The organism is Anoxybacteroides voinovskiense, assembly GCF_014196205.1.
GTDB lineage: Bacteria > Bacillota > Bacilli > Bacillales > Anoxybacillaceae > Anoxybacteroides > Anoxybacteroides voinovskiense.
The window spans coordinates 44,667-66,561 of record NZ_JACIDE010000007.1; the positions used below are offsets into that span (position 1 = coordinate 44,667).

Here is a 21,895-nt window from a genome sequence, read left to right on the forward strand (position 1 = left end):
TTTAGCGAAACCCAATCGATAAGCCAAACATAACGAGCAGCGACGCAAAAACAAACGCCGCAAGCTGCCGCTTCCATAAGCGGTGGCGCGGCAAGTGAACGATGCCAGCCGCTAAAAAGCCACCGATGAGCCCGCCGATATGTCCAGCATTATCGATCCCTGGAAGCAATAGCCCAAGCGCTAAATTCAGCACGACAAGCCCGATAATATTCGTTCCCATCGTTTGAAAAAAGAGATGGCGATAAACCGTCCCGAAATAAAGCAATGCGCCAAACAGCCCAAAAATGGCTCCTGATGCTCCTGCGGACAGCGATGTCGTAAACAAGAAACTGCCGAGCGTCCCGAAAAAACCAGCGACAAGGTAAATGAAACAAAAGCGGAAAGAGCCATACAACCGCTCGGTCGCCATGCCAATATAATAAAGTGCCATTGTGTTCATCAATAGATGAAAAAAGCCGATATGCAAAAAAATAGGCGTAATAAAGCGCCACCACTCTTGTTGCATCAGCGGGTTAAACTTCGCCCCGTAACGAATTAACACATCCGGATTCGTGCTGCCACCATGTGATTCCAATAAAAGAAACATCACAATTTGTAAGGCGATGAATACGTATGTAAATAGCGGGCGGCCGTAATCAAGCAGTCGCTCTTCGTTTTCCCGCCGCTCTTTTTCTAAACGAAACACGAGTCGCTGCACATGTTGCGCCGCCAGAAATGGATCGACTTCACGTGCAACAGGTTCTAATACAACCGGTTCACGAAGAACATCACTAATTTGTTGCAATGCATGTACCGCATTTCCTGAATGAAGCAAAACGGTATGCAACTGCGGGAAATGTTCTGTTGTCTTAGCAACGACCCATTCCCAATCATCGACCGGTGGATACGTCGATACGTATATATTTAATACGTGATTCCCTCGACGAAACGGTCGATTTTGCAGCTGCATCGCCACGTGCGTTGTATAATCGAGATCGCGCGCTAACCAGCTGCTCCAATCGACATCGTAGCGAACGAGGCGAACGAGCGGTGCATGTTGCCCGAACGACGCTAACCAAATTTCCTCAGGGGCATTGGCTAATTTGATGATACGGTATTGTTTTTTCACAAAAAAATAAACAAGCTGCCAATAAAGAAGCTCCACATTCCCCTCTCCCTTTCGCTAAAAAGAGCAATTTTTTCCTATTGTATCACACTTCGCGAACGACTTGGGAAACAATTAACTTACGGATGGCCGGAACGTTCATCCCCACCTGCACAAGCCACCGCCGCAACGGGCGAATGCGTAAAACGGCATTCAACACTTGATATCGATAGCGATACATCACCAACGAACTAAGCAAAATAAAAAGCGCATACACCATTTTTCTCATCATATCCCTCCTCTTTTCCGTTTGTTTATTCTTTTTTCCAAAAGAGAAGGAAATTATAAAAGCGTCCTCTTTACGGACGCTCATGACGGAAAAACGGATCCATTACTTGTTTCAATACGTTCGCTGAATGAGCAAATTTCGCACGCTCTTCTTCCGTCAGTTTTAACTCAATCACTTCGCGAATGCCGTTTCGGTTGACGACCGCTGGAACGCCGATATAAATGTCGTGCTGGCCATATTGACCGTCTAAATAAGCGGATACGGTAAGCACAGCATTTTCATTTTGTAAAATCGCTTTTGTCAATCGGACAAGTCCCATCGCAATTCCGTAATACGTTGCTCCTTTTCGTTGAATAATATGATAGGCCGCATCGCGAACGTTCGTAAAAATTTTCTCTAAATCTTCTTGTTTATATTCCGGACGCTCATTAACAAGGTCAAGCACCGATCTTCCGCCAATATCCGCATGGCTCCAAACCGGCAACTCCGTATCCCCATGCTCACCAATAATATAGGCATGGACGTTGCGGGCATCCACTTGAAAATACTCCCCAAGTAAATAACGAAAACGAGCCGTATCTAAAATTGTCCCTGAGCCAATGACCCGTTCTTTTGGCAGCCCAGAAAACTTCCACGTGGCGTACGTTAAAATATCCACTGGGTTTGTCGCAACGAGAAAAATGCCATTAAATCCGCTCGCCATCACTTGTGAAACGATCGATTGGAAAACTTTCATATTTTTATCCACTAAATCTAAGCGCGTCTCCCCTGGCTTTTGATTCGCCCCTGCCGTAATGACGACAAGGTCGGCATCTTTGCAATCGCTGTAGTCACCAAACCAAATTTTTGTTGGCGACGGCGCAAATGGAAGCCCGTGGTTTAAATCCATTGCATCGCCTTCTGATTTTTCTTTATTGAGATCAATGAGTACTAGTTCTTCTGTTATTCCTTGGTTGAGCATCGCAAATGCGTAACTTGAGCCGACAAATCCTGTTCCAATAAGCGCTACACGATTTACACCGTTCATTTTTTCTCCACCTTTCCCTTATCTCACGTTTTTTGATTGTACACCGTTTCTTTTTTTACTTTTCCTTATAACTATTACAACTTCATGACAAAAAAGTAAACAATCGTTGAACAAAAAATGGCGAGCCAGTTCACAACGTCATTATTTAACCAATCTTGCCCTTTTATTCTTATCGTTTGTTTTCCGCAATGCTTTCGCTTTTCCGTTTCGATTCCACACACCGTGCAGCGGTACGAAGCTTGCCAAACGGCACCGAGATATGTATCTACAACGCTGCCGAAAAAGCCGAAAGTACTGACGGCAACTATGGAAATGTCATGCCATAATACGTTCCCGACAAGCGCAATCACGAACGCGCCGAAAAAAGAGGCGAGCGTTCCAAGCGATGTCACCGCCCCCGATGTGCCTGGCTCGACTTTTTTCCACGTTGTAATCATTCTTGGGGATTGGCGGCTGACGCTCCCAATTTCCGATGCCCATGTATCTGCGTTCGCCGCGGCAATGGAAACGGCAAATAGCCCATGCCAACTCCAATGAGGGAAAACGAGAGCAAGCAAGCTAATCGCCGCTGGAATGCTGCCGTTGGCGAGCACTTGCACATAATCACGCTGTGCCCCTTTTTCTATTTTCTCTGCTAGTAATTGTTTTTGCTGATGGCGAAAATGGCTCCAAACACTAGACGTCGCAAAAAATACCCCGAGCAAACATAATCCTTGCCAAGAAAAGCTAGCCGCTACTGCCGTCCCGACAAGCATCGTCGCTATTGCCCCTGACAAAGAAAGCGAACGAACGAAAAACCCACCGATAGCAACGAATACGATCGCGATATACTCATTCATGGCAAACGATGACCTTTTCATTCGTAATAATAACATCGACCGGTATGTCGTGCGGCTCGATTGGCAGCTGTTCTATCACTTGAAACGAGTATGCTAACGAAGCAGTCGGGCTTTTCACTTGTTGTAAATACCGGTCATAATAGCCGCCGCCATATCCGATTCGATACCCATCGGTAGAAAAGCAAATACCAGGGACAATCATTAACTCAATCGCCTGTGGGGGTATTTCTTCTGTGATCGCTTCGATTGGCTCCCTTAGTCCAAAATATACTGTTTCTAGCTGGGCAAACGAGCGAATCGCGCGAAACGTCATCGTCTTCGTTTCCGGATAGCATTTTGGCACACAAACGATCTTCCCTTCTTCCCACGCCTTTTCAATGATAGGCATTGTATTAATCTCTTGCCCTTTGGAAACCGTCAGTGCCACCGTCGTCGCTTGTTGCCACCCCGAAAAAGCGTATAACTTAGCGGCAATTTGTTCGTCGTATGCTCGCTTTTCTTCCGGCGTTAATTGCCGCAGCCGTTCTCTCATTTGTTCGCGAATAAACGATTTCATCCTTTTCCTCCTTTAACAAAAAAGCAGCAGGAAATCGCTTCCTACTGCTTACTTTGTTTCACGATGAACAGTTGCTTTTTTATCTCGTGGGCAATATTTTTTTAGTTCCAGACGGTCTGGATTATTGCGTTTATTTTTTGTGGAAATATAGTTACGTTCGCCGCATTCTGTGCAAGCTAATGTAATGTTTACGCGCATCTTTTTCCCTCCAAACTTTTTATAATCAGACCTTTCTATGATAGCATTTTTTTTTCGCGATTTCCATATTTAATTTAGACATTTTGATATTGGCGAATTTTTTTTATATATCGTGTGACCGTTTCCCGCACTTTTTGCCCGTCAAACGCCTCAGAATAAATCGTAAATACCGGCTGATCTACTTCCGGCAAAATAAACGTCCAACTGCCATCCGGATGGCGTACTTTAATGCCGCCACCGACATCTACGTTCGTTTCGCTTTCGTCTTCGATAAGCTTCCGCATCACGACCGCGCGAGCGTTCCACGGGCAGAACACGTAATCTTTTAACCAATGTAGGCGTGGAAGGGAAGCGATAACTTGCGATAGCGGGCGGGCTTCGACGGCAAAAAGCTGAAGCAGCTGAACAAACGCAAACACCGCATCGTACAAAAAATGAAACGGATGCGACCATGCGCGCAACATTTCTCGTCGCGTTCCTTCTACTCGCTTCGTGCTGCCGTTTAAACGGCTGGCAACCGACTCTAATCCAGAAGGGGCATACGCCGGAAGCGGCACCGAGCGATCTGAATGAAAGAGAAGCGATACGAGCGTATAAAGCGAAAATAGCTGCTCCTCCGTTATCATATTCCCTGTTTCGTCCATTATGAAAAATTGTTCGCCGTCTTTTTTCGCCACGACAGCAAATAAGGCGTTTGTTGCTTTGAGATATTCGCGCAGTTCGTGAAGAGATGTTTGTTTAATTATGGTGACTTCGTGGGTTGAAAACAACTGTTCGATAAGTGAAGAAGCATTTGCGTCCGAAACAAAGAGCGCGTTTGGGTGAAGAGAAAGCGACATATATTGACGCATTGCTTGAATGTATGGAGCGCTTGGCTGACGTTCATAGTTGGCATACCCGATTTGTTCAAACGCAACGCGACGAATATTCCCTTGGGCAAATGTATGCTCTAGTTTTTTTTCTTGGAAGCGATCGAGTGGGTAGCCACATTCGTCATATAAATCGATATACACTTTGTCATTTTCTAAAAAGAAATATGCCCCACCAGCATGAGATAAGCGAGAGAGGTGGTAGCGGACGACTGGTGCTGTTGTCCCTTCTTGCCATTCGGTCGTACAAATGCCAGAGGCATGCAATCCTTGGGAAAACGATTGTTTCATCATGGTTGTAAACGGATGCCCATCACTCGCAACGATGACGTGGCTGTGTAGCGGCAATATGCTGCCGTAAGCGGCACCGAGTTTAGCCGCATAGTCTGGGGTCATCTCGACATTCGCTACTCCAGAAATGCCACGCACACCAAAGAGCGGTTGCGAAGCATCTGTTCCCCAGAAAAGAGACGAATGAACGACCGTTCCCTCGACAATCGTTTTACTTGGCCAGATTTTCGTATTCGGTTTCACATGCACGTTCGGCTGAATTGTACAATGGCTACCGACGACGGATTGTTCGAGCAACTCCACATGGTTCGCTACGTACGTATCGTTTGCGACTAAACTTCCACGCAATTCTGCATAGCGCCCGATATAGACGCGATCCCAAATAATGCTGCGTTTCACTGACGTATGTTCGCCGATATGCACGTTTGCGCCGATGACGGTATATGGGTCAATTTTCGCATATTTACGAACACATCCTCCTTCGCCAATAAACGCCGGGCCGACGATAACCGCGCCATCTTCAATTTTAGCGCCTGCACCGACCCAAACATGAGGAAATACTTCCTGCCCTGGGGGCGAAACATTTACGCGCTTATTTAACAAGTCGATATGTGCCTTTCGATATTGCTCAATGCTTCCGATATCCAACCAATAGCCATCCGCAAAAAAGGCATAAAGTGGGGCATTTTGCTGCATTAAGTATGGAAAAATATCGTTGCTAAAATCACATTTGTCTTCTTTCATGTATTGGAAAATCTCCCGTTCGAACAGATAAATTCCTGTGTTTACTAAATCGCTATACACTTCGTTCCATTTCGGCTTCTCCACCAATTGTTTTACCCGTCCATCGCTTGCCGTAATAATTCCGCCGTAATCGAGCGGATTAGCTTGCTTCGTTGCTACAATCGTCGCAAGCGCACCGCGGTCGCGGTGAAACGCCATCGCTTCAAATAAATCAATATCCGTTAAAGCGTCGCCGCTGACGACGATAAACGTATCGTCAATAAATGACATGGCGTTTTTTATGCTCCCTGCTGTTCCGAGCGGCTCTTGTTCTTCAAAATAACAAATATTCACTCCAAAGCGGCTGCCGTCCCCGAAATACGTCTTAATCGTTTCCCCCAAATAGTGAATCGTAATCGCAATATCCGTCACCCCAAACCGCTTTAGCCAATCAATTGCGTATTCTAGCACTGGCTTTCCAACAAGCGGCACCATTGGCTTTGGCACGTCGCAAGTAAGCGGTCGGAGCCGCGTTCCTCGCCCGCCAGCCATAATAATTGCTTTCATCCCCCCACCCCCTGGATTTTACGGAATATTCTTAAAATATCTCTGTTTTTATTTTATCTTTCGTCACTCACGTATACAAGATAGACATTTTGTCGATTTTATGTAGTTATTTATGTTATATTCAAAAAGGGTGATACAAATGATGGAATATGTGATGTTTGCACTAATTGGGATATCGGTTTTTTTACTACTTGTATCTTTTTTTGGAAAAGACCGCCTCAAACAAGTCGAAGAGCAGCTCGATCAGTTAACGCTTTCGCTTGCCCAAGAAACATACCAGCTAAAAAAACGGCTGAAAGTGTTAGAGGAAGAATTGCTGATGGACGACGTAATACAATCGACAAAAACACGGGCGGAAACCGCTGCTTTCTCTGTGCACGACCGCATCCGGCTCCTTTATAAACAAGGGCTTTCCGCAGAGCAAATTGCCCGAGAAACGGCAATGACGGTAGAAGAAGTTCGCATGGTGTTGCGGGGGATTGCTCGATGAAAAAAGAAATTCGCGCTTTTGCACTTGGCATGTTGCTTTCGACTTCTATCCTTGGGGTTGTCTATTATCAGTACGACAAGCAGCAACCGCTAACAAAAGCACAAGTAGACGCTTATTTGCAAAAACATCACAAAATTGCGCTGAGCAACGCGCAATATACTGCACTTAAAGAAAAAGCAAGCAAAGCGAACAAACAAGCAAAACAGCGGACACCGAATATTACTACCGTTCATATTTATCATCTTGTCATTGAAAAAGGGGACGTTCCTGCCAAGTTCGCGAAAGAATTAGAAGCAGCGAACATCATTGCCGATGCAGATGCTCTTACCTCTTACTTAGAAACGCATCAGCTTACACGGGCAATTCGCCCCGGCACGTACGAAATTCGTAGCGACATGAGCTACGAACAAATCGCGGCGATGTTAACGCATTAAGAAAAGCGCAAAGCGCCCGCCGATCGGCGAAGATCGCACAAGCCCCACCGAGGAGGCTTCGCCGCCGCAGCGTGGGGCGGAGCGACTCGAGCCGATGGCGCTTGGAGCTAGACAGCGCTCCACCTAATGGTAAGATTTTATACTTTCTTACCTTTTTGAAAAAAGGTGAGCCCTTCGCTCACCTTTTCATTAACTATTTAAATCATAATGTCTTCCTTTGACGAGATACACGACATGTTCTGCCATGTTGGTGACGTGGTCCGCTGTGCGCTCGAGATAGCGCGCAATTAATGACAGCATGTTCATTTGCGAGAAATTTTCTTGCGAATGCTCAAGCTGTAACAAATCACGCATAATTTGCCCATATAATTCATCGACTTCGTCGTCCATGTCGGAAATTTTGCGCGCTAATGCGACATCCTCTTCGTTATACGCTTTTAACCCGAGCGAAACCATGTCTAGCGCAATTTGATGCATGCGAACAAGCTTATCGATCCCCATCACAAACGGCTGTTCACCGATACGAATCGTCGCTTTCGCAATGTTCACCGCGTAATCGGCAATTCGCTCCACATCGGTCGCGATTTTAATGGCGACGACAATGCGGCGCAAGTCAATTGCGACGGGCTGTTGTTTGGCAATTAACAAAATCGCAAAATCGTTAATTTCTTCTTCTAACATGTCAATTTGGCTGTCGCGCTCGATCACTTCTAACGCTTGATCGACGTTTTTCGTTTGAAATGCCTCAATCGCTTGGATCAGCGCAGTTTCTGTTAAATTGCCTAACTCTATCAGTTTTTGTTGCAACGTTTTTAAGTCGTATTGAAATTTTCCTCTCATCGTTCCCGTCTCCTTTTTATCCGAATCGACCAGTAATGTAATCTTCTGTCCGCTTGTCTGCCGGAGTCGAGAATAATTGGTCTGTTTCCGCAAACTCGACTACTTCTCCATTCAAGAAAAACGCGGTCCGGTCGGAAATGCGAGCCGCTTGCTGCATGTTGTGCGTCACGATGATAATGCTGTAGTTTTTCTTTAACTCTTCAATCAATTCTTCGACTTTTAGCGTCGAAATCGGATCAAGCGCCGATGTCGGTTCGTCCATTAAAATGACATCTGGTTCAATCGCTAAGCAACGGGCGATGCATAACCGCTGTTGCTGTCCACCCGACAATCCATACGCATTTTCATGAAGGCGGTCTTTCACTTCGTCCCAAATCGCTGCCCCGCGCAAACTTTTTTCCACAATTTCATCGAGTATTTTTTTGTCGCGAATGCCATGAATGCGCGGACCATAGGCGACGTTTTCATAAATGGATTTCGGAAACGGATTTGGCTTTTGGAACACCATGCCCACTTGTGTGCGCAATTCTTCAACGCGATACGTCGGATCAAAAATATTGCGACCGCGATACGTAATTTCGCCCGATGTGCGCACGTTCGGTACAAGTTCAATCATTCGGTTTAACGTTTTAATGTACGTCGACTTCCCGCATCCTGATGGACCGATAATTGCCGTTACTTCGTTCTCATAAATGTCTAATTCAATATTTTTTAACGCATGATGCTCACCATACCATAAATTCAATTCTTTTGTGCGGTAAACAACTGCTTTTTCTTCAGTAGGCGCTATCGTCTTTTCTTTTACCATTGTCAACATAAAACCCCTCTCCTTCATCTAGGCGCTAAAACCGTTTTTGAAATTTATTCCGAATCCATATTGCAATCGAGTTGAGCATAACTAATAAAACAAGCAACACAACAATTCCTGCTGCTGCCACATGTTGAAACTCCTCTTGCGGTCTTCCCGTCCAGTTGTAAATTTGCATTGGCATGACCGTGAATGTATCGAACACACTTTTCGGCAAATATGCAATAAACGTTGGGATACCTAATACAATTAAAGGAGCTGTTTCACCGATTGCACGGGACAGTGCCAAAATGCTCCCAGTTAAAATGCCTGGAACGGCAGCTGGCAACACCACTCGGTAAATCGTCTGCCATTTCGTCGCTCCCATTCCGTACGATGCTTCCCGAAGCTGGTTTGGCACCGCACGAAGCGCCTCTTGAGAAGCAACGACGATCACCGGCAATACAAGCAAGCTCATTGTTAACCCCGCAGCTAATACACTTCTCCCTAGCTCCATTCCTCGTGCAAATACCGTTAATCCAAGCAAACCGAACACAATCGACGGTACACCTGCCAAGTTAGAAATGTTTGTTTGGATAAAATCTGTAAATCGACTCTTTTTTGCATATTCCTCTAAGTAAATGGCTGTCCCCACACCTAAAAAAAGTGAAAGTGGCGCAACCATTGCCATGAGCCAAATCGATCCGACTAACGCTGCTTTAATCCCCGCCCGTTCCGGTATACGAGAGGGGAAGTTTTGTAGAAAATCAATGTTTAGCCAGCCAGTTGCTTGAGTGAATACCCGATAGAGAAGAACAACAAGGATAATTAACCCAAATACGGTCGCAAAGAAAAATAAAAGCTTAAAGATGTTGTTTTTCACTAACCGTCCGTTCATGTGCTGAATAACTTCGCTATGATCGACCAATCGTTTCATCAATATTCCTCCCTAAAGCGACGAGAAATATATTGTGCCAGTAAGTTCATCGCTAACGTAAAGACAAAAAGTGTCATTCCGACTGCATAAATACTGTAGTAAATCGTTGTTCCGTATCCGGCATCACCTGTTGTCACTTGTACGATGTATGCAGTCATCGTTTGGATTGATTGTGTGACATCAAATGTTAATACTGGCGATGAACCCCCTGCTACCGCAACAATCATCGTTTCTCCAATCGCACGGGAGATAGCCAGCACGAACGAGGCAATTACGCCAGATGCAGCGGCTGGAAGCACTATTTTTACCGCAGTTTCTAGCTTTGTAGAACCAAGTCCTAACGCTCCTTCTCGAATGGCATTCGGTACTGAACTCATCGCATCCTCTGATAAAGAAGCGACCATCGGGATAATCATAATCCCCATCACAAGACCAGGACTAAGGGCGTTAAATACTTCCAATCCAGGAATAATTTTTTGCAACAACGGTGTAACAAATGTTAATGCAAAAAAACCGTACACAATCGTAGGAATCCCTGCCAACACTTCTAATATCGGCTTAATGATTTTTCTTGTTCGTTCGGTTGCATATTCACTCAAATAAATCGCTGACGCTAGCCCAACGGGAATAGCTACTAACATTGCAATCGCAGTAGTTAATAATGTTCCAGTTACAAGTGGCGCTATCCCGAATGAACCACTTTTTTCATTCCACGGCAACCATTCTTTTGCTGTCAAAAACTCTACAATCGATACACGGCTAAAGAATGTAAACGTTTCAAATAAAAGCGTGAATACAATCCCTAGCGTGGTAAACATAGATACGGCTGCTGTTAGTAGTAATAGCTTTGGCATTATTTTTTCCATTATGTTTACTCTATTTTTACTTGCTTTTTTCTCTTTTATCATTTCGCGAACGGAGTATGCTCGTCTCTCTTGCTTTGACATAGCCATCCGAAAACCCCTTCCTTTTTTCATGACGAGATGAGAAGCATCATTTTGCTTCTCATCTCATCGTCTTTTGTTATTTTTTTAATCCTTCGAGCGTCTTTAACTGTTGAGTATACTCGTCTTTCGGCAACGCTACATATCCGACATCTTCAGAAAACTTAGCCCCATTTTCTAAAATGTATTTCGCAAAATCATACACTTGCGGCTTTTCTTTTAACGATTTTAAGTTGACGTAGGTAAACAATGGGCGAGAAAGCGGTTTATATTCGCCGCTGCGAATCGTTTCATGCGTCGGCTCCACTGGACCGTTGCCACCGTCAATTGGTACAACTTTCAATTTGTTTTTATTTTCTACATAATAGGCGAACCCGAAATACCCAATCGCATTTTTATCGCCCTCAACACCCTTAACAAGTACGTTATCATCTTCTGATAACTGGGCGTTTTTGTTAATCGGTTGTTTATTTAAAATGACTTCATCGAAATAGTCGAACGTCCCTGAATCGTGACCTGGGGAGAATAATTTAATTTCTTCATCTGGCCAGCCTTTACGAATATCAGACCATTTCACTTTGTCGTTTCCGCTAACCGCACCAGATGTCCAAATTTTCTTCAACTCATCTACCGTTAAATGATCTACCCACGTATTTTCTTTATTAACAACGACTGAAAGACCGTCGTAGGCAATTTTAAACTCTTGATATTCAATACCATTTTTTTGCGCTGCTTGTTTTTCTTCGTCTTTAATCGGGCGAGAAGCGTTAGAGAAATCTGTTTCTCCTTTGGTGAATTTCTCAAATCCACCGCCTGTTCCAGATACCCCAACAGATACTTTTACGCCTGGCTGTTCCGCCATATATTCTTCTGCTGTTGCCTCCATGATTGGAAATACCGTTGAAGAACCGTCCATTTTTACGTCGCCTTGCAGTTGTTGACTAGAACCGTTTTTCTCTCCTTCATTAGTAGCATTGCCCCCACATGCTGTTGTGAATGCCAGCACTCCGCTGAACATCGTTGAGAGTGCAACAACTTTCCAGTTTTTCATTCGTCATTTCCTCCTACCATTTTTCGTGGTTTGCTTTACATGTTCAAGAATAACGGAGCAGTATTAATTGCGTTTTAATGCAATGTTAACGTTTTGTAAAGATAAAAGCAGCCCTTGGTTAAGGCTGCTTTTGCACGTTTTCAGTTTGTTCCGTTGTCGTAGTAGTTCCGGTTACTTTTTTTTGCTTTAGCTCAAAATACGCATCTAAAATGCGACGACCGATTTTGTTGTTAATTGGATAGTGCGGTTCTTTTTGATATGCCCACGGCACGACGACCGCAAACGATACTTCAGGGTCGTTATATGGGGCATAGCCGACAAGCGTTAAGTTGTACGTCTGCGCGTTTCGCATGCTTTGAATTGGTCCGTCATAAAACGCTTGGGCTGTCCCTGTTTTCCCTGCTGGTTTGTACGGAGCATCCGCGAAAAAGCCCGCTGCTGTTCCTCCCTTTTCTTGCATGACGCGACGCAACCCTTCTTTCACGTGATTAATGTACTCTGTTTTCATATCGACTCGATTGAGTACAACTGGCTGAAAATCACGAATGACCGGTCCGAGTTCTTTGCCATCATTATTCGGTTCACGAATTTCTTTGACAATTTGTGGTTTCATTCGATAACCGCCATTTGCGATCGTAGAAATATATTGCGCCATTTGCAGCGGCGTATACATATCATATTGCCCGATGGCAAGGTCTAATAAAAATCCCGGCAACGTACTTGTTCCTTGAAACCCGATAATTTCATTCGGCAAATCAATCCCTGTCTTTACCCCTAAACCAAATTGGCTAAAGTAGCGACGAATCGTTGAAAATGCTTCTGTGTTAATTGCAAGCGGCGCATGCGGGCGATATACTCCGCCACCGATCGCGATTGCTGTTTTAAACATATACACGTTCGATGAACGTTGCAAGGCTGTCAATTCGTTAATCCGCCCCATCGTTTGGTACGATTTTTTCACCGGCGTTCCTTTAATATAAAGCGGTTCGTCGACGATGTACGTATACGGATGGAGAACACCTGTTTGCAACCCGGTTAAAACCGTTGCCCCTTTAACCGCGGAGCCCATCGCATACGCGGATGTCATCGTCCCGAGCGCATAGTCTTGCAACTCGACTTTTCCATTTTTATCTTTGACAAACCGTTTCCCTGCCATTGCTAAAATTTCACCTGTTTTCGGATTCATCATAACAACAAACGCCCGGTCTAGCAGTGGAGTTCCACCAAATCGTTTTGCTGCTTTTAGTTCGTCTTCGATAATTTGTTCGACGCGTTGCTGCAGTTCGATATCAATCGTCAGTACAACGTCTTTGCCGCGCTGCCCATCATATACTGTTTCCGTTTCTATCACATTTCCTGATTTGTCAGTAATATTTTTTATTTTCGCTTTTTTTCCGTGCAACACATCTTCGTACTGCGCTTCTAAGTAACTTTTCCCGACGCGGTCGTTTCGACTATAGTCGCGCGCTAAAAAATAATCTAGCTGTTCGCGCGGCACCCCTTCGCTATCGCTTGTTACGCTACCGAGCACCGAACGAAACGTATTTCCATACACATAGCGCCGCTCCCAATCCGTCGTCGTATCCACCCCTGGCAATTCTTCTAAATGTTCGCTGACGACCGCATATTCTTGATTAGTGACGTCTTTATTTTTGACAATTTGCGGCGTTAACGCATAACCGCCATCGAGTTCTCGTTTAATCGCTAACACTTTCATTTCTTGTGGTGTAATTTCTTTTAAATCGTCTGGAGTAATTCGTTCCAATGTCAGTTCGTAAATTTTTTTGTCGAGCTCTTTATCAGATAGTCCTCTTTTCTTCCATGCTTTTTTCTCTGACTCGCTCACCTTTTCTTTCGCTTTTTCTTTTCTCGTTAAAATCCAATAATCTTTCATGTCCCGCTCTGTAATTTTATCCGTCGGTTTATCAATGTATTTTGCTAACCGTTCAGCAATGACTAGCGTATCTTCTGGAGTTGTCGTTTTCGTACGCGTATACGTAATTGCATTGAGCGGAATGTTATCGACAATGACACGGTTGTATCGATCGTAAATTTTCCCGCGCGGCACCGGCATACTTACGGTCACATTTTCCGTTCGCTCTACCTCTTTTCGGTATTGTTCCCCGTATACAATTTGCACGACGCCAAGCCGTAAAATTAACGCCGAAAATAATAAAAATACGCCAAAGAACAATATATTCAATCGAAACGGCACTTGCGCCCTTTTCTTTTTCTTCAAGATAAAACCCTCCCTTTTTCGTTCCATGTTTATTTTAAAAGAAAACATACCGTTTGGCTAGAAAAGCGCATAAAAAAGAGGCTCTAGGAATGAGAGCCTTCTTCTACGCGCGGATGCCCACTATCGACTCGGATGCGACGAACGAAGAAATAAATAAGCGAATGCCCTGCACCAAGCACAAGCATGAGCGGAGGAATGGCTATTTTTTCATCAAACAAAGCAATCGTCAATAAAAATAACAAAATCGACGCCACCCGCCCACCGTTTAAAAACAATTCGCGCACTACGATATATTCGACCCGCCGTTCCGCAGAATTCTTACTTTTCCCAATCACATCAAACGTCAACGAAGAATACGGAACGAGAAGGAGCGGATACGCAACCGCAATGGTTGCTGCATACAACAAAAGACGGGGGTAAGAAAGCTGAAAAACAATGAGAAAAAGCGAAATATACAACAATAAACCGCCACATAAAATCGCTTTTTTCCGATGCACCGGCTGAACAAAGCGAGACACGACGTAATAAGCGATAAATGAAGTAAAGGAATTGACAAACGCAAATTTCCCAAGCGCCCATTCACTGCCTGTCACTACATAAACAAAGACGGAAATAACAAAGACGAAAATTCCTTCACGCAATCCTTGAAAAAAATGCGCACTTGTAATAAGCCGCCAGTTTTTATTCGTTTTCCGCTCCTTTAGAATGCCCCATACGCTATATGTCCCATTTGCCGGACGCCTTTGCAGAAAAAAGCTAAGCGCGACCGCCGCAACAAACAACCCAAGGGAAGTCGAAAAGATCACGGTGTAGCCAATCGATTGGGCAAGGGAAGAAATAAAATACCCAGCAACAATCGGCCCAATCATCCCCGCTACCGACGTTAAAATGCCTAAAAAACCATTAAAAAAATCACGCGTATCTGGTTCCGTAATTTCAAACGTCAGCACATTAAACGCAAGCCAATAAAAACCGTACCCAATCCCTAATAAAGCGCCAAGTAAAAGCAAATAATCGCGCGCGTGATTGCCGACGATGAGCACGCTCAGAAAAAAAAGCGCTAAAAACGACACACCAAGACGTAAGACGATAATGCGGTCGACTTGTTTCGCTAACCTTCCTGCGAAAAGAAACGTCAGTGGCTGCATCGTGACGATTGCTAACTGGTAGAGCGCTAAATCGCGAAACTCTCCAGATTGTTTCCACAAATAGACGTTCACAAACGTATTCGACAGCGCTACGCTAAGCGCATAACACCCACCAATGCACAATAGCAATACCAAATCCCGTTTTGCTTTTTGATTAACTATTTGTGTGAAAATCGCCATCGCCAACTCCCCTTTTCATCTAAACGGTAGTGTTGGCAGCTTTTCTTTCTTCTATACAAAAAAGGACGGCGAAAAGCCATCCTTTTTTACAGGTGTGTTGATGAACGAATAAATAAAGTTGACACCACCATATTTCTAGCTTTTCTGTCGTAGTCGGCAAACCGTTCGTTTGCCGACTGGGCATGCAGAGTGCATGCCCCCCTCGAACAATGAACGCTTTGCGGGCAAATTGTCTTTGCCCGCCGGCGTTCTTGTTCGAAGGAAACGGCAGAAAAGCTTGTATTCAGCGGTGCATCCATGATGTTTTGTAACAAAACAATGGATAATCAACACCGTTACTTTTTGTCATTATTTTGCTTCTTGATAACGTTTTGCTACTTCGTCCCAGTTCACAACGTTCCAGAATGCAGAAATATATTCTGGGCGACGGTTTTGATATTTTAAGTAGTACGCATGCTCCCAAACGTCTAAGCCAAGAATTGGCGTTTTTCCTTCCATGATTGGCGTGTCTTGGTTTGGAGTGCTTGTCACTTCTAGTTCACCGTTGTTCACCACAAGCCAAGCCCATCCTGAACCGAAACGAGTCGTTGCTGCTTTTGCAAACTCTTCTTTAAACGCCGCAAAGCTGCCGAATTTTTTGGTGATTGCTTCGGCTAATTCTCCTGTTGGCTCGCCGCCACCGTTTGGTGAAAGAATCGTCCAGAAAAGTGAATGGTTCGCATGTCCGCCTCCGTTGTTGCGAACCGCTGTGCGAATGCTTTCTGGAAGCGCGTCTAAGTTGCTAAGCAATTCTTCCAACGTTTTATTTTGCAACTCTGCATGTCCTTCTAACGCAGCGTTTAAGTTTGTCACGTACGTGTTATGGTGTTTTGTGTGATGAATGTTCATCGTTTCTTTGTCAATGTGCGGCTCAAGCGCATCATACGCGTAAGGTAATGGTGGTAATTCAAAAGGCATTTCAATTCCTCCTTTGTTGTCATTATGTACGTGGACGGGTGTGACTTTTTTCACGTCCACCTAAAATTAGCTTACCAAAATTGCCACAATGTTTCAATTTATTTGCCTATGTAACTAAGAATCGATACAATGAACATGGAATGATAGGAAAGGTGTGAAAGAAAATATGTTCATGCAGTTATGGAAAAGTTTGTACTCTCCGAAGGATATCGCCCGCTTTCGCTTTCAAAAAATCGGAAAAGCGATTGGATATGTTTTTTTGCTAGCATTTCTTTCGTCACTGCCGCTGTCATATTATATGTCCGTTAATTTAGTTGATGGGATTCGCTACATGAAAACGTTATTGGAAAACGAGATACCGTCTTTCAACATTGAAAACGGAAAACTTGCTTCTTCTGCTACACAGCCTATCACGATTAACGAGCACGGCTTGACGATTGTCTTTGATAGCACAGGGAAGGTTACAACAGAAGAAATGGAGCGGGCAACGAACGCTATCGGCTTATTAAAGCACGAAGCGGTTATTGTAACAAACGGACAAACGCAGACTTATGACTATGCCATGTTTTCTAATATGACATTAACAGATGCAGACGTTCGCTCGTTTCTCGGAACGGTACAGTCATTACTTCCGGTATTTATTCCGCTTCTCTTTGTTTTTATTTACGTATTTATAAGCGCTAGTAAATTTGTTGGGGTTTCTGTTCTCGCATTTATTGGGCTTATTTTACGAAGCACGCTAGACAAAAACATTTCCTATCGGCATACGTGGGTAATGTCTGCTTACGCGATCACGCTGTCGACCGTCTTTTTTGCCGTCATGGAAACCGTTCAAGCAGCTGTGCCGTATGCGCCGTTTGTCCATTGGTTCGTTTCTATCACCGTCCTCTTTTTAGCAATAAAAGAAATTCCGTCACCAACCTTAAAAGAATAAACCGGTCGACATTACGTTGACCGGTTTTATTCGACTTGAAAGCTTGTTGTCAGCTTTTCAAGCGACTTCGATAAATCAGTTAATTTTAGCCCCGTCCGATACATTTTTTTCATTTGCGCCGTTTGCTCTTCCGAAGAATGAAGCATTTGTTTCGCACTAGCAAGCGTTTCTTGAGAAACTGAAGCAAATTCCAATGCCGATTGCTCCATCTGCGGCAACGTTTCATGCAGTTTTTCTAACCCTTCTTTCATATGTACGAGATGCGCACTGACGCGGGAAATTTCATTCATCAACTGTTCAATGGACTGTTTCGACCGACTGGCATTCGTTAAATATGAGGCAATTTCGGTTGACATATTTGTAAATGCATCAGCAGCTTTATCCGACACTTGTTCCATCGCTTGAATCGACTGCGCGATTTCTTCTGTCGCTTTTGCTGACTGCTCCGCTAACTTTCTTATTTCTCCTGCTACGACAGCAAATCCTCTTCCTGATTCCCCTGCTCTTGCCGCTTCAATCGTCGCATTTAAAGCGAGCAGTTTCGTTTGTTCAGCGATTTGTTTAATAACATCAACGACATTCGTAATATCGTCGGCATGCTCTTTCACACCTATGACGGTTTCTTTCGTTTTCGCAAATGTTTTACTGATAGAAGTAATCGCTTCTACTAATTCGTTCATATTGTTTTCGCCGATTTTAGCCGAACGATTCATCTCCGCCGAACTCGTACTAATTTGTTCCATGTTTTGTAATACAACAGTGATTTGCTCCTTCATCCGCTCAAACGTTTGCACACTCTCATCCGATGACAACGCTGTCTCCTCAGCGCCTTGCTTGACGATGTTAATGGCTGCAATTAACTCCTTGCCTCCGTGCAAGACATGCTCGGAAGAATCTTTTAATTCTTCGCCTGTTTGGGATAAACGAACAGTTGTTGTGTTGATCTCGGCAATCATTTTCTTCATATTGCTAAGCATTTGATTGAATCCGTCTACTAACGAACGAATTTCTGGGGCTGTTGTTTTAATGTCCAGCTGAGAACGTAAATCCCCTTGCTCGACTTTTTTCATCCAATTTCGTAATTGCATGAGCGGATTGGTTAAACTTTTGACAAATGTAATCACAAAAAGAGACGACAATAACGCGCTTATTGCAACAGTAGCAACTGTAAATCGCCCAAGTTGTTCGATTGTCTCCATATAAGAAATAGTCGGCACAACGAGTACATAAATGCCTTTTAGTTCTTGGATTTCTTTATAAGCAATTGTATAGTCTACACTATTGAGCGAGTAATGAATTACCCCTTGTTTTGTTTTGCGGATGCTTTCTACTAACTTTTGCGGAAAATGTATGTTTGCCTGTTCACTTGTTTTAAACGGCTGCACATCATGATCTACAATAAGAAAAAAGTCCGCTTGTAGCCCGTCCTGCATTAATTCCGCCTGTTGCTTTCGAACGCTTCCGTTGATTTTTGCCAAAAATTTATCTTCGTTTCCTACATACATATACATTAAATTTTGCGCAATCTCGTACATCATATTAGCTTCACGCTCAAGGCGGTTTTCGATGATGTGCAATGTTGTTTCTTTTGCTTTCTGATACGAAACGAATCCGACAACGCCAATAGATCCAATCAATAAACTTAAAAATAAGAAAAGCAGACGAGTTTGCAAGCTAATACGTAACCTTCCCTGTTTCACTACATTGCTCCTCCATTTTCTCATTCCTAAGACGAATCGGTTTTTTCGCACGTTCTCCCCCACCTTACTTGAACATTGATACATACATCATACTTACAAAGTGTTAAGCAACTGTTAAACAACTATTAATTTTAGGAAAAGAGAACATATTTTTCATGGACAAGCATACATAGTAATAACGACCTTTTGGGGGAATGCTCTAATGAAAAAGCTAATTCGCGTGCTCGTTTTTCTTTTTCTTTTGTACGTTGTTTACTACGATGTTGCAAAAGGGACGTTGCCGACACAAACAAACGCACCGGTCCATGAAACAGAAACAGCGAAACGCCTCCCGTATCAAATAATCGAAATAAAAGCCGGCGACACGCTCGTTTCCATCGTCGAACAGCAGCAAAAAGGGCCCTTGCCTGTACCGATCGACACGCTCATTCGTGATTTTGAATCGTTAAACCCTGGCGTCAAAGCAACTGCTTTACAAATCGGAAAATCGTATAAAATTCCTGTCTATCGCAAGTAACTCCGCGAATTTCTTGTCAATTTCCTATAAACATTGATACAATAGTGCAGAAAGCATAAGTTCTTAAAGGAGCGAAGGATCCGTGAATGAAATCATTCATCGTTCAAAAACCCGTCCGGTTCGCGTCGGCAACTTGACAATCGGCGGAAGCAACGAAGTCATTATTCAAAGTATGACAACGACCAAAACACACGATGTCGATGCGACGGTTGCTGAAATACATCGATTAGAAGAAGCAGGCTGCCAAATCGTCCGCGTCGCCTGCCCAGATGAACGGGCGGCAAACGCCATTTCAGAAATTAAAAAACGAATTAACATCCCGCTTGTCGTTGATATTCATTTTGACTACAAATTAGCATTAAAAGCAATCGAAGGCGGTGCGGATAAAATTCGCATCAACCCGGGAAACATCGGCCGCCGCGAAAAAGTCGAAGCGGTCGTTAAAGCAGCGAAAGAACGCGGAATTCCGATTCGAATTGGCGTCAACGCCGGTTCGCTCGAAAAGCGGATTTTAGAAAAATACGGCTATCCGACCGCCGACGGGATGGTCGAAAGCGCCTTATACCATATCCGCATTTTAGAAGAGCTTGATTTTCACGACATTATCGTATCATTGAAAGCATCCGATGTTCGCCTTGCGATTGAAGCGTACGAAAAGGCAGCAAGAACGTTCGACTACCCGCTTCATCTTGGCATTACTGAATCAGGCACGCTTTTCGCTGGAACAGTAAAGAGTGCGGCTGGGCTCGGCGCCATTTTAAGCAAAGGAATCGGAAATACTGTCCGCATTTCGTTAAGCGCCGATCCGGTCGAAGAAGTGAAAGTCGCTCGCGAATTGTTAAAAGCATTTGGCTTGGCGGCAAATGCAGCGACACTTATTTCTTGTCCGACGTGCGGACGAATCGAAATTGATTTAATTAGCATCGCGAATGAAATCGAAGAATACATCGCAAACATTAAGGCGCCAATTAAAGTCGCTGTCCTCGGTTGCGCCGTCAACGGCCCTGGAGAAGCGCGCGAAGCGGATATCGGCATCGCCGGGGCGCGCGGGGAAGGACTATTATTCCGCCACGGACAAATCGTCCGTAAAGTTCCAGAAGAAAAAATGGTCGAAGAATTGAAAAAAGAAGTCGATAAACTCGCAGAAGAATATTTCGCTAACCAAGCAAAAGCTTGACGCATTCCGCGCCAAGCTTTTTTCTTTTAGTAATAAAACGGAATCACAAACAATTTTATAATAATCGACACTACGCCGATGCCGATTGCCCACATTCCTAACGTCGTTGCTCCGCGTCGACGCGCCATAAAGCCGACAATAATCCCTGCTGCTCCTAACAAAATCGGCATAATAAACAAGGAAAGAATCGACAAGGCAAGCGCCGTCCATCCCCAGCCGCTTCCATTTGCTCCTTCTCTTTCTTCCCGTTCGTCATATCGACGAACCGGTTCAGCGATTTCTGCGGACGTCTCTTCCATAAAATCTGGCTCTCGTTCAACTCGACCAATCGATTGCACGTAACTTCCGTACGTACGTTTGTTATTATCTCCCATGTTGTTCCCTCGCTTTCGTAAAGTAAAAGGAGCATTTTTAGTATCGGTCGTTTCCGAAAAAATATCGCTGCGAATGTTTTCATATGCAGGAAAATTGCATGCGATATGTTACAATATCGAATAGAAAGGAGTGCTTTATATCGAAATGAAAAAACGTCTTGGCATCGACATCGATGGAACCGTTACTTGTCCAAGTACATTTATCCCTTATTTAAACCGCACGTTCCAAAAACAATTAACGCTTGCAGACATTACGCAATACAATTTAGCACCTTTGTATGACACAACCGAGGAAGAAATCGATCGGTGGATGGAACAATACGAAGCAATGATTTACAAAGAAGCGCCGCTCGCGCCAAATGCGCTTGAAGTCATCGATAGCTGGAAACAGCAATACGAACTATTTTATATTAGCGCCCGCGGCAAACATTTATACGACATTACCGAGCAATGGTTTCAAAAACATGGGGTTCATTACCATCATATCGAACTGATAGGCTCGCACGATAAAATCGAAGCGGTAAAAACATACAATATCGCTGCCTTTTTCGAAGACAAATACGACAACGCTTGCGACATCGGCGAACAATGCAACATCCCTGTCATTTTATTCGACACCCCATATAACCAAGGTCCATTGCCAAAACAAGTCATCCGCGTGAAAACATGGCTAGAGGCGAAACAGCATATTGACAGGCTTTTATCGCCATCACCGTTAACAAATGCAAGTGAGCGTGCATAAA

23 protein-coding genes are annotated in these 21,895 nt (G+C 44.1%); 6 read left to right on the forward strand and 17 right to left on the reverse strand.

Features of this window, described 5'->3' with window-relative positions:
- Nucleotide 1: 1 nt before the first annotated feature.
- The 7 genes from GGR02_RS06295 to GGR02_RS06325 all read right to left on the reverse strand — a co-directional run bounded on the left by GGR02_RS06295 (nt 2) and on the right by GGR02_RS06325 (nt 6,443).
- Nucleotides 2–1,144 carry a rhomboid family intramembrane serine protease gene (locus GGR02_RS06295; protein WP_183183887.1) on the reverse strand — a complete coding sequence of 381 codons (1,143 nt, stop codon included), beginning with the start codon at nt 1,142–1,144 and terminating at the stop codon, nt 2–4.
- Between the two features lie 46 nt (nt 1,145–1,190).
- On the reverse strand, nt 1,191–1,373 hold the full coding sequence (locus GGR02_RS06300; RefSeq protein ID WP_183183888.1) for a hypothetical protein: 183 nt from the start codon (nt 1,371–1,373) through the stop codon (nt 1,191–1,193).
- A 70-nt stretch (nt 1,374–1,443) separates the two neighbouring features.
- Nucleotides 1,444–2,400: an L-lactate dehydrogenase gene (locus tag GGR02_RS06305; RefSeq protein ID WP_183183889.1), complete on the reverse strand. Its 957-nt coding sequence runs from the start codon at nt 2,398–2,400 to the stop codon at nt 1,444–1,446.
- 74 nt (nt 2,401–2,474) lie between these two features.
- Nucleotides 2,475–3,239, reverse strand: coding sequence for a DUF92 domain-containing protein (locus tag GGR02_RS06310; protein ID WP_183183890.1), 765 nt, complete (start codon nt 3,237–3,239; stop codon nt 2,475–2,477).
- Nucleotides 3,232–3,795: a 5-formyltetrahydrofolate cyclo-ligase gene (locus GGR02_RS06315; RefSeq protein WP_183183891.1), complete on the reverse strand. Its 564-nt coding sequence runs from the start codon at nt 3,793–3,795 to the stop codon at nt 3,232–3,234. Before GGR02_RS06315 ends, GGR02_RS06310 begins: the two co-directional genes overlap by 8 nt.
- Before the next feature lie 48 nt (nt 3,796–3,843).
- Complete coding sequence (rpmG, locus tag GGR02_RS06320; RefSeq protein ID WP_066326207.1) at nt 3,844–3,993, reverse strand: 50S ribosomal protein L33; 150 nt, start codon at nt 3,991–3,993, stop codon at nt 3,844–3,846.
- Between the two features lie 74 nt (nt 3,994–4,067).
- Nucleotides 4,068–6,443 carry a sugar phosphate nucleotidyltransferase gene (locus tag GGR02_RS06325; RefSeq protein ID WP_183183892.1) on the reverse strand — a complete coding sequence of 792 codons (2,376 nt, stop codon included), beginning with the start codon at nt 6,441–6,443 and terminating at the stop codon, nt 4,068–4,070.
- Nucleotides 6,444–6,582: 139 nt separating this feature from the next.
- On the opposite strand from GGR02_RS06325, the gene GGR02_RS06330 reads away from it, so the two are divergent.
- Entirely contained in the window at nt 6,583–6,933 is a 351-nt protein-coding gene (locus tag GGR02_RS06330; RefSeq protein WP_183183893.1) for a hypothetical protein, read from the forward strand.
- The gene (locus GGR02_RS06335) at nt 6,930–7,367 is read left to right on the forward strand and encodes an endolytic transglycosylase MltG (protein WP_183183894.1); all 438 of its coding nucleotides are present in this window, start codon (nt 6,930–6,932) and stop codon (nt 7,365–7,367) included. The genes GGR02_RS06330 and GGR02_RS06335 overlap by 4 nt, the downstream gene beginning before the upstream one ends.
- A gap of 189 nt (nt 7,368–7,556) precedes the next feature.
- Here GGR02_RS06335 and phoU read toward each other — a convergent pair whose 3' ends face one another.
- The 8 genes from phoU to GGR02_RS06375 form a co-directional block, all read right to left on the reverse strand.
- Nucleotides 7,557–8,207: a phosphate signaling complex protein PhoU gene (gene phoU / locus GGR02_RS06340; protein WP_183183895.1), complete on the reverse strand. Its 651-nt coding sequence runs from the start codon at nt 8,205–8,207 to the stop codon at nt 7,557–7,559.
- Between the two features lie 16 nt (nt 8,208–8,223).
- Nucleotides 8,224–9,042: a phosphate ABC transporter ATP-binding protein PstB gene (gene pstB, locus GGR02_RS06345; protein WP_373286607.1), complete on the reverse strand. Its 819-nt coding sequence runs from the start codon at nt 9,040–9,042 to the stop codon at nt 8,224–8,226.
- Between the two features lie 7 nt (nt 9,043–9,049).
- Nucleotides 9,050–9,892 (reverse strand): phosphate ABC transporter permease PstA, encoded by an 843-nt coding sequence (gene pstA, locus GGR02_RS06350; protein ID WP_373286608.1) that lies wholly within the window; start codon nt 9,890–9,892, stop codon nt 9,050–9,052.
- A gap of 38 nt (nt 9,893–9,930) precedes the next feature.
- Entirely contained in the window at nt 9,931–10,878 is a 948-nt protein-coding gene (gene pstC / locus GGR02_RS06355) for a phosphate ABC transporter permease subunit PstC (protein WP_373286609.1), read from the reverse strand.
- A 76-nt stretch (nt 10,879–10,954) separates the two neighbouring features.
- Nucleotides 10,955–11,926 (reverse strand): PstS family phosphate ABC transporter substrate-binding protein, encoded by a 972-nt coding sequence (locus GGR02_RS06360; protein ID WP_183183899.1) that lies wholly within the window; start codon nt 11,924–11,926, stop codon nt 10,955–10,957.
- A gap of 118 nt (nt 11,927–12,044) precedes the next feature.
- Nucleotides 12,045–14,165, reverse strand: a complete 2,121-nt coding sequence (locus GGR02_RS06365) for a peptidoglycan D,D-transpeptidase FtsI family protein (RefSeq protein ID WP_229706109.1) — start codon at nt 14,163–14,165, stop codon at nt 12,045–12,047.
- 83 nt (nt 14,166–14,248) lie between these two features.
- Nucleotides 14,249–15,493, reverse strand: a complete 1,245-nt coding sequence (locus GGR02_RS06370) for an MFS transporter (RefSeq protein ID WP_183183901.1) — start codon at nt 15,491–15,493, stop codon at nt 14,249–14,251.
- A gap of 348 nt (nt 15,494–15,841) precedes the next feature.
- A complete protein-coding gene (locus GGR02_RS06375) occupies nt 15,842–16,450 on the reverse strand; it encodes a superoxide dismutase (RefSeq protein ID WP_183183902.1) in 609 nt (202 codons plus the stop codon).
- 166 nt (nt 16,451–16,616) lie between these two features.
- Here GGR02_RS06375 and GGR02_RS06380 point away from each other — a divergent pair, with 166 nt between their 5' ends.
- Entirely contained in the window at nt 16,617–17,384 is a 768-nt protein-coding gene (locus tag GGR02_RS06380; protein ID WP_183183903.1) for a DUF1189 domain-containing protein, read from the forward strand.
- 26 nt (nt 17,385–17,410) lie between these two features.
- On the opposite strand, the gene GGR02_RS06385 is transcribed toward GGR02_RS06380, so the two are convergent.
- A complete protein-coding gene (locus GGR02_RS06385; RefSeq protein ID WP_183183904.1) occupies nt 17,411–19,135 on the reverse strand; it encodes a methyl-accepting chemotaxis protein in 1,725 nt (574 codons plus the stop codon).
- 151 nt (nt 19,136–19,286) lie between these two features.
- Here GGR02_RS06385 and GGR02_RS06390 point away from each other — a divergent pair, with 151 nt between their 5' ends.
- Complete coding sequence (locus tag GGR02_RS06390; RefSeq protein ID WP_183183905.1) at nt 19,287–19,601, forward strand: LysM peptidoglycan-binding domain-containing protein; 315 nt, start codon at nt 19,287–19,289, stop codon at nt 19,599–19,601.
- Nucleotides 19,602–19,683: 82 nt separating this feature from the next.
- Nucleotides 19,684–20,778 (forward strand): flavodoxin-dependent (E)-4-hydroxy-3-methylbut-2-enyl-diphosphate synthase, encoded by a 1,095-nt coding sequence (gene ispG / locus GGR02_RS06395; protein WP_183183906.1) that lies wholly within the window; start codon nt 19,684–19,686, stop codon nt 20,776–20,778.
- A gap of 26 nt (nt 20,779–20,804) precedes the next feature.
- Here the strand turns inward: ispG and GGR02_RS06400 are convergent, their stop codons facing one another.
- Complete coding sequence (locus GGR02_RS06400) at nt 20,805–21,152, reverse strand: DUF4190 domain-containing protein (protein ID WP_183183907.1); 348 nt, start codon at nt 21,150–21,152, stop codon at nt 20,805–20,807.
- A gap of 145 nt (nt 21,153–21,297) precedes the next feature.
- Here GGR02_RS06400 and GGR02_RS06405 point away from each other — a divergent pair, with 145 nt between their 5' ends.
- Nucleotides 21,298–21,894, forward strand: a complete 597-nt coding sequence (locus GGR02_RS06405; protein WP_183183908.1) for a hypothetical protein — start codon at nt 21,298–21,300, stop codon at nt 21,892–21,894.
- Nucleotide 21,895 lies beyond the last annotated feature (1 nt).

Bases quoted from the DNA above. Each gene is read 5' to 3' on its own strand.
- rpmG (WP_066326207.1), bottom strand. From the start codon at position 3,993: ATGCGCGTAAACATTACATTAGCTTGCACAGAATGCGGCGAACGTAAC.
- phoU (WP_183183895.1), bottom strand. From the start codon at position 8,207: ATGAGAGGAAAATTTCAATACGACTTAAAAACGTTGCAACAAAAACTG.
- GGR02_RS06405 (WP_183183908.1), top strand. From the start codon at position 21,298: ATGAAAAAACGTCTTGGCATCGACATCGATGGAACCGTTACTTGTCCA.
- GGR02_RS06310 (WP_183183890.1), bottom strand. From the start codon at position 3,239: ATGAATGAGTATATCGCGATCGTATTCGTTGCTATCGGTGGGTTTTTC.
- GGR02_RS06300 (WP_183183888.1), bottom strand. From the start codon at position 1,373: ATGAGAAAAATGGTGTATGCGCTTTTTATTTTGCTTAGTTCGTTGGTG.
- GGR02_RS06360 (WP_183183899.1), bottom strand. From the start codon at position 11,926: ATGAAAAACTGGAAAGTTGTTGCACTCTCAACGATGTTCAGCGGAGTG.
- GGR02_RS06305 (WP_183183889.1), bottom strand. From the start codon at position 2,400: ATGAACGGTGTAAATCGTGTAGCGCTTATTGGAACAGGATTTGTCGGC.
- pstC (WP_373286609.1), bottom strand. From the start codon at position 10,878: ATGTCAAAGCAAGAGAGACGAGCATACTCCGTTCGCGAAATGATAAAA.
- pstB (WP_373286607.1), bottom strand. From the start codon at position 9,042: ATGAAGGAGAGGGGTTTTATGTTGACAATGGTAAAAGAAAAGACGATA.
- GGR02_RS06330 (WP_183183893.1), top strand. From the start codon at position 6,583: ATGATGGAATATGTGATGTTTGCACTAATTGGGATATCGGTTTTTTTA.
- GGR02_RS06400 (WP_183183907.1), bottom strand. From the start codon at position 21,152: ATGGGAGATAATAACAAACGTACGTACGGAAGTTACGTGCAATCGATT.
- GGR02_RS06325 (WP_183183892.1), bottom strand. From the start codon at position 6,443: ATGAAAGCAATTATTATGGCTGGCGGGCGAGGAACGCGGCTCCGACCG.
- GGR02_RS06375 (WP_183183902.1), bottom strand. From the start codon at position 16,450: ATGCCTTTTGAATTACCACCATTACCTTACGCGTATGATGCGCTTGAG.
- pstA (WP_373286608.1), bottom strand. From the start codon at position 9,892: ATGAACGGACGGTTAGTGAAAAACAACATCTTTAAGCTTTTATTTTTC.
- GGR02_RS06380 (WP_183183903.1), top strand. From the start codon at position 16,617: ATGTTCATGCAGTTATGGAAAAGTTTGTACTCTCCGAAGGATATCGCC.
- GGR02_RS06335 (WP_183183894.1), top strand. From the start codon at position 6,930: ATGAAAAAAGAAATTCGCGCTTTTGCACTTGGCATGTTGCTTTCGACT.
- GGR02_RS06390 (WP_183183905.1), top strand. From the start codon at position 19,287: ATGAAAAAGCTAATTCGCGTGCTCGTTTTTCTTTTTCTTTTGTACGTT.
- GGR02_RS06315 (WP_183183891.1), bottom strand. From the start codon at position 3,795: ATGAAATCGTTTATTCGCGAACAAATGAGAGAACGGCTGCGGCAATTA.
- GGR02_RS06370 (WP_183183901.1), bottom strand. From the start codon at position 15,493: ATGGCGATTTTCACACAAATAGTTAATCAAAAAGCAAAACGGGATTTG.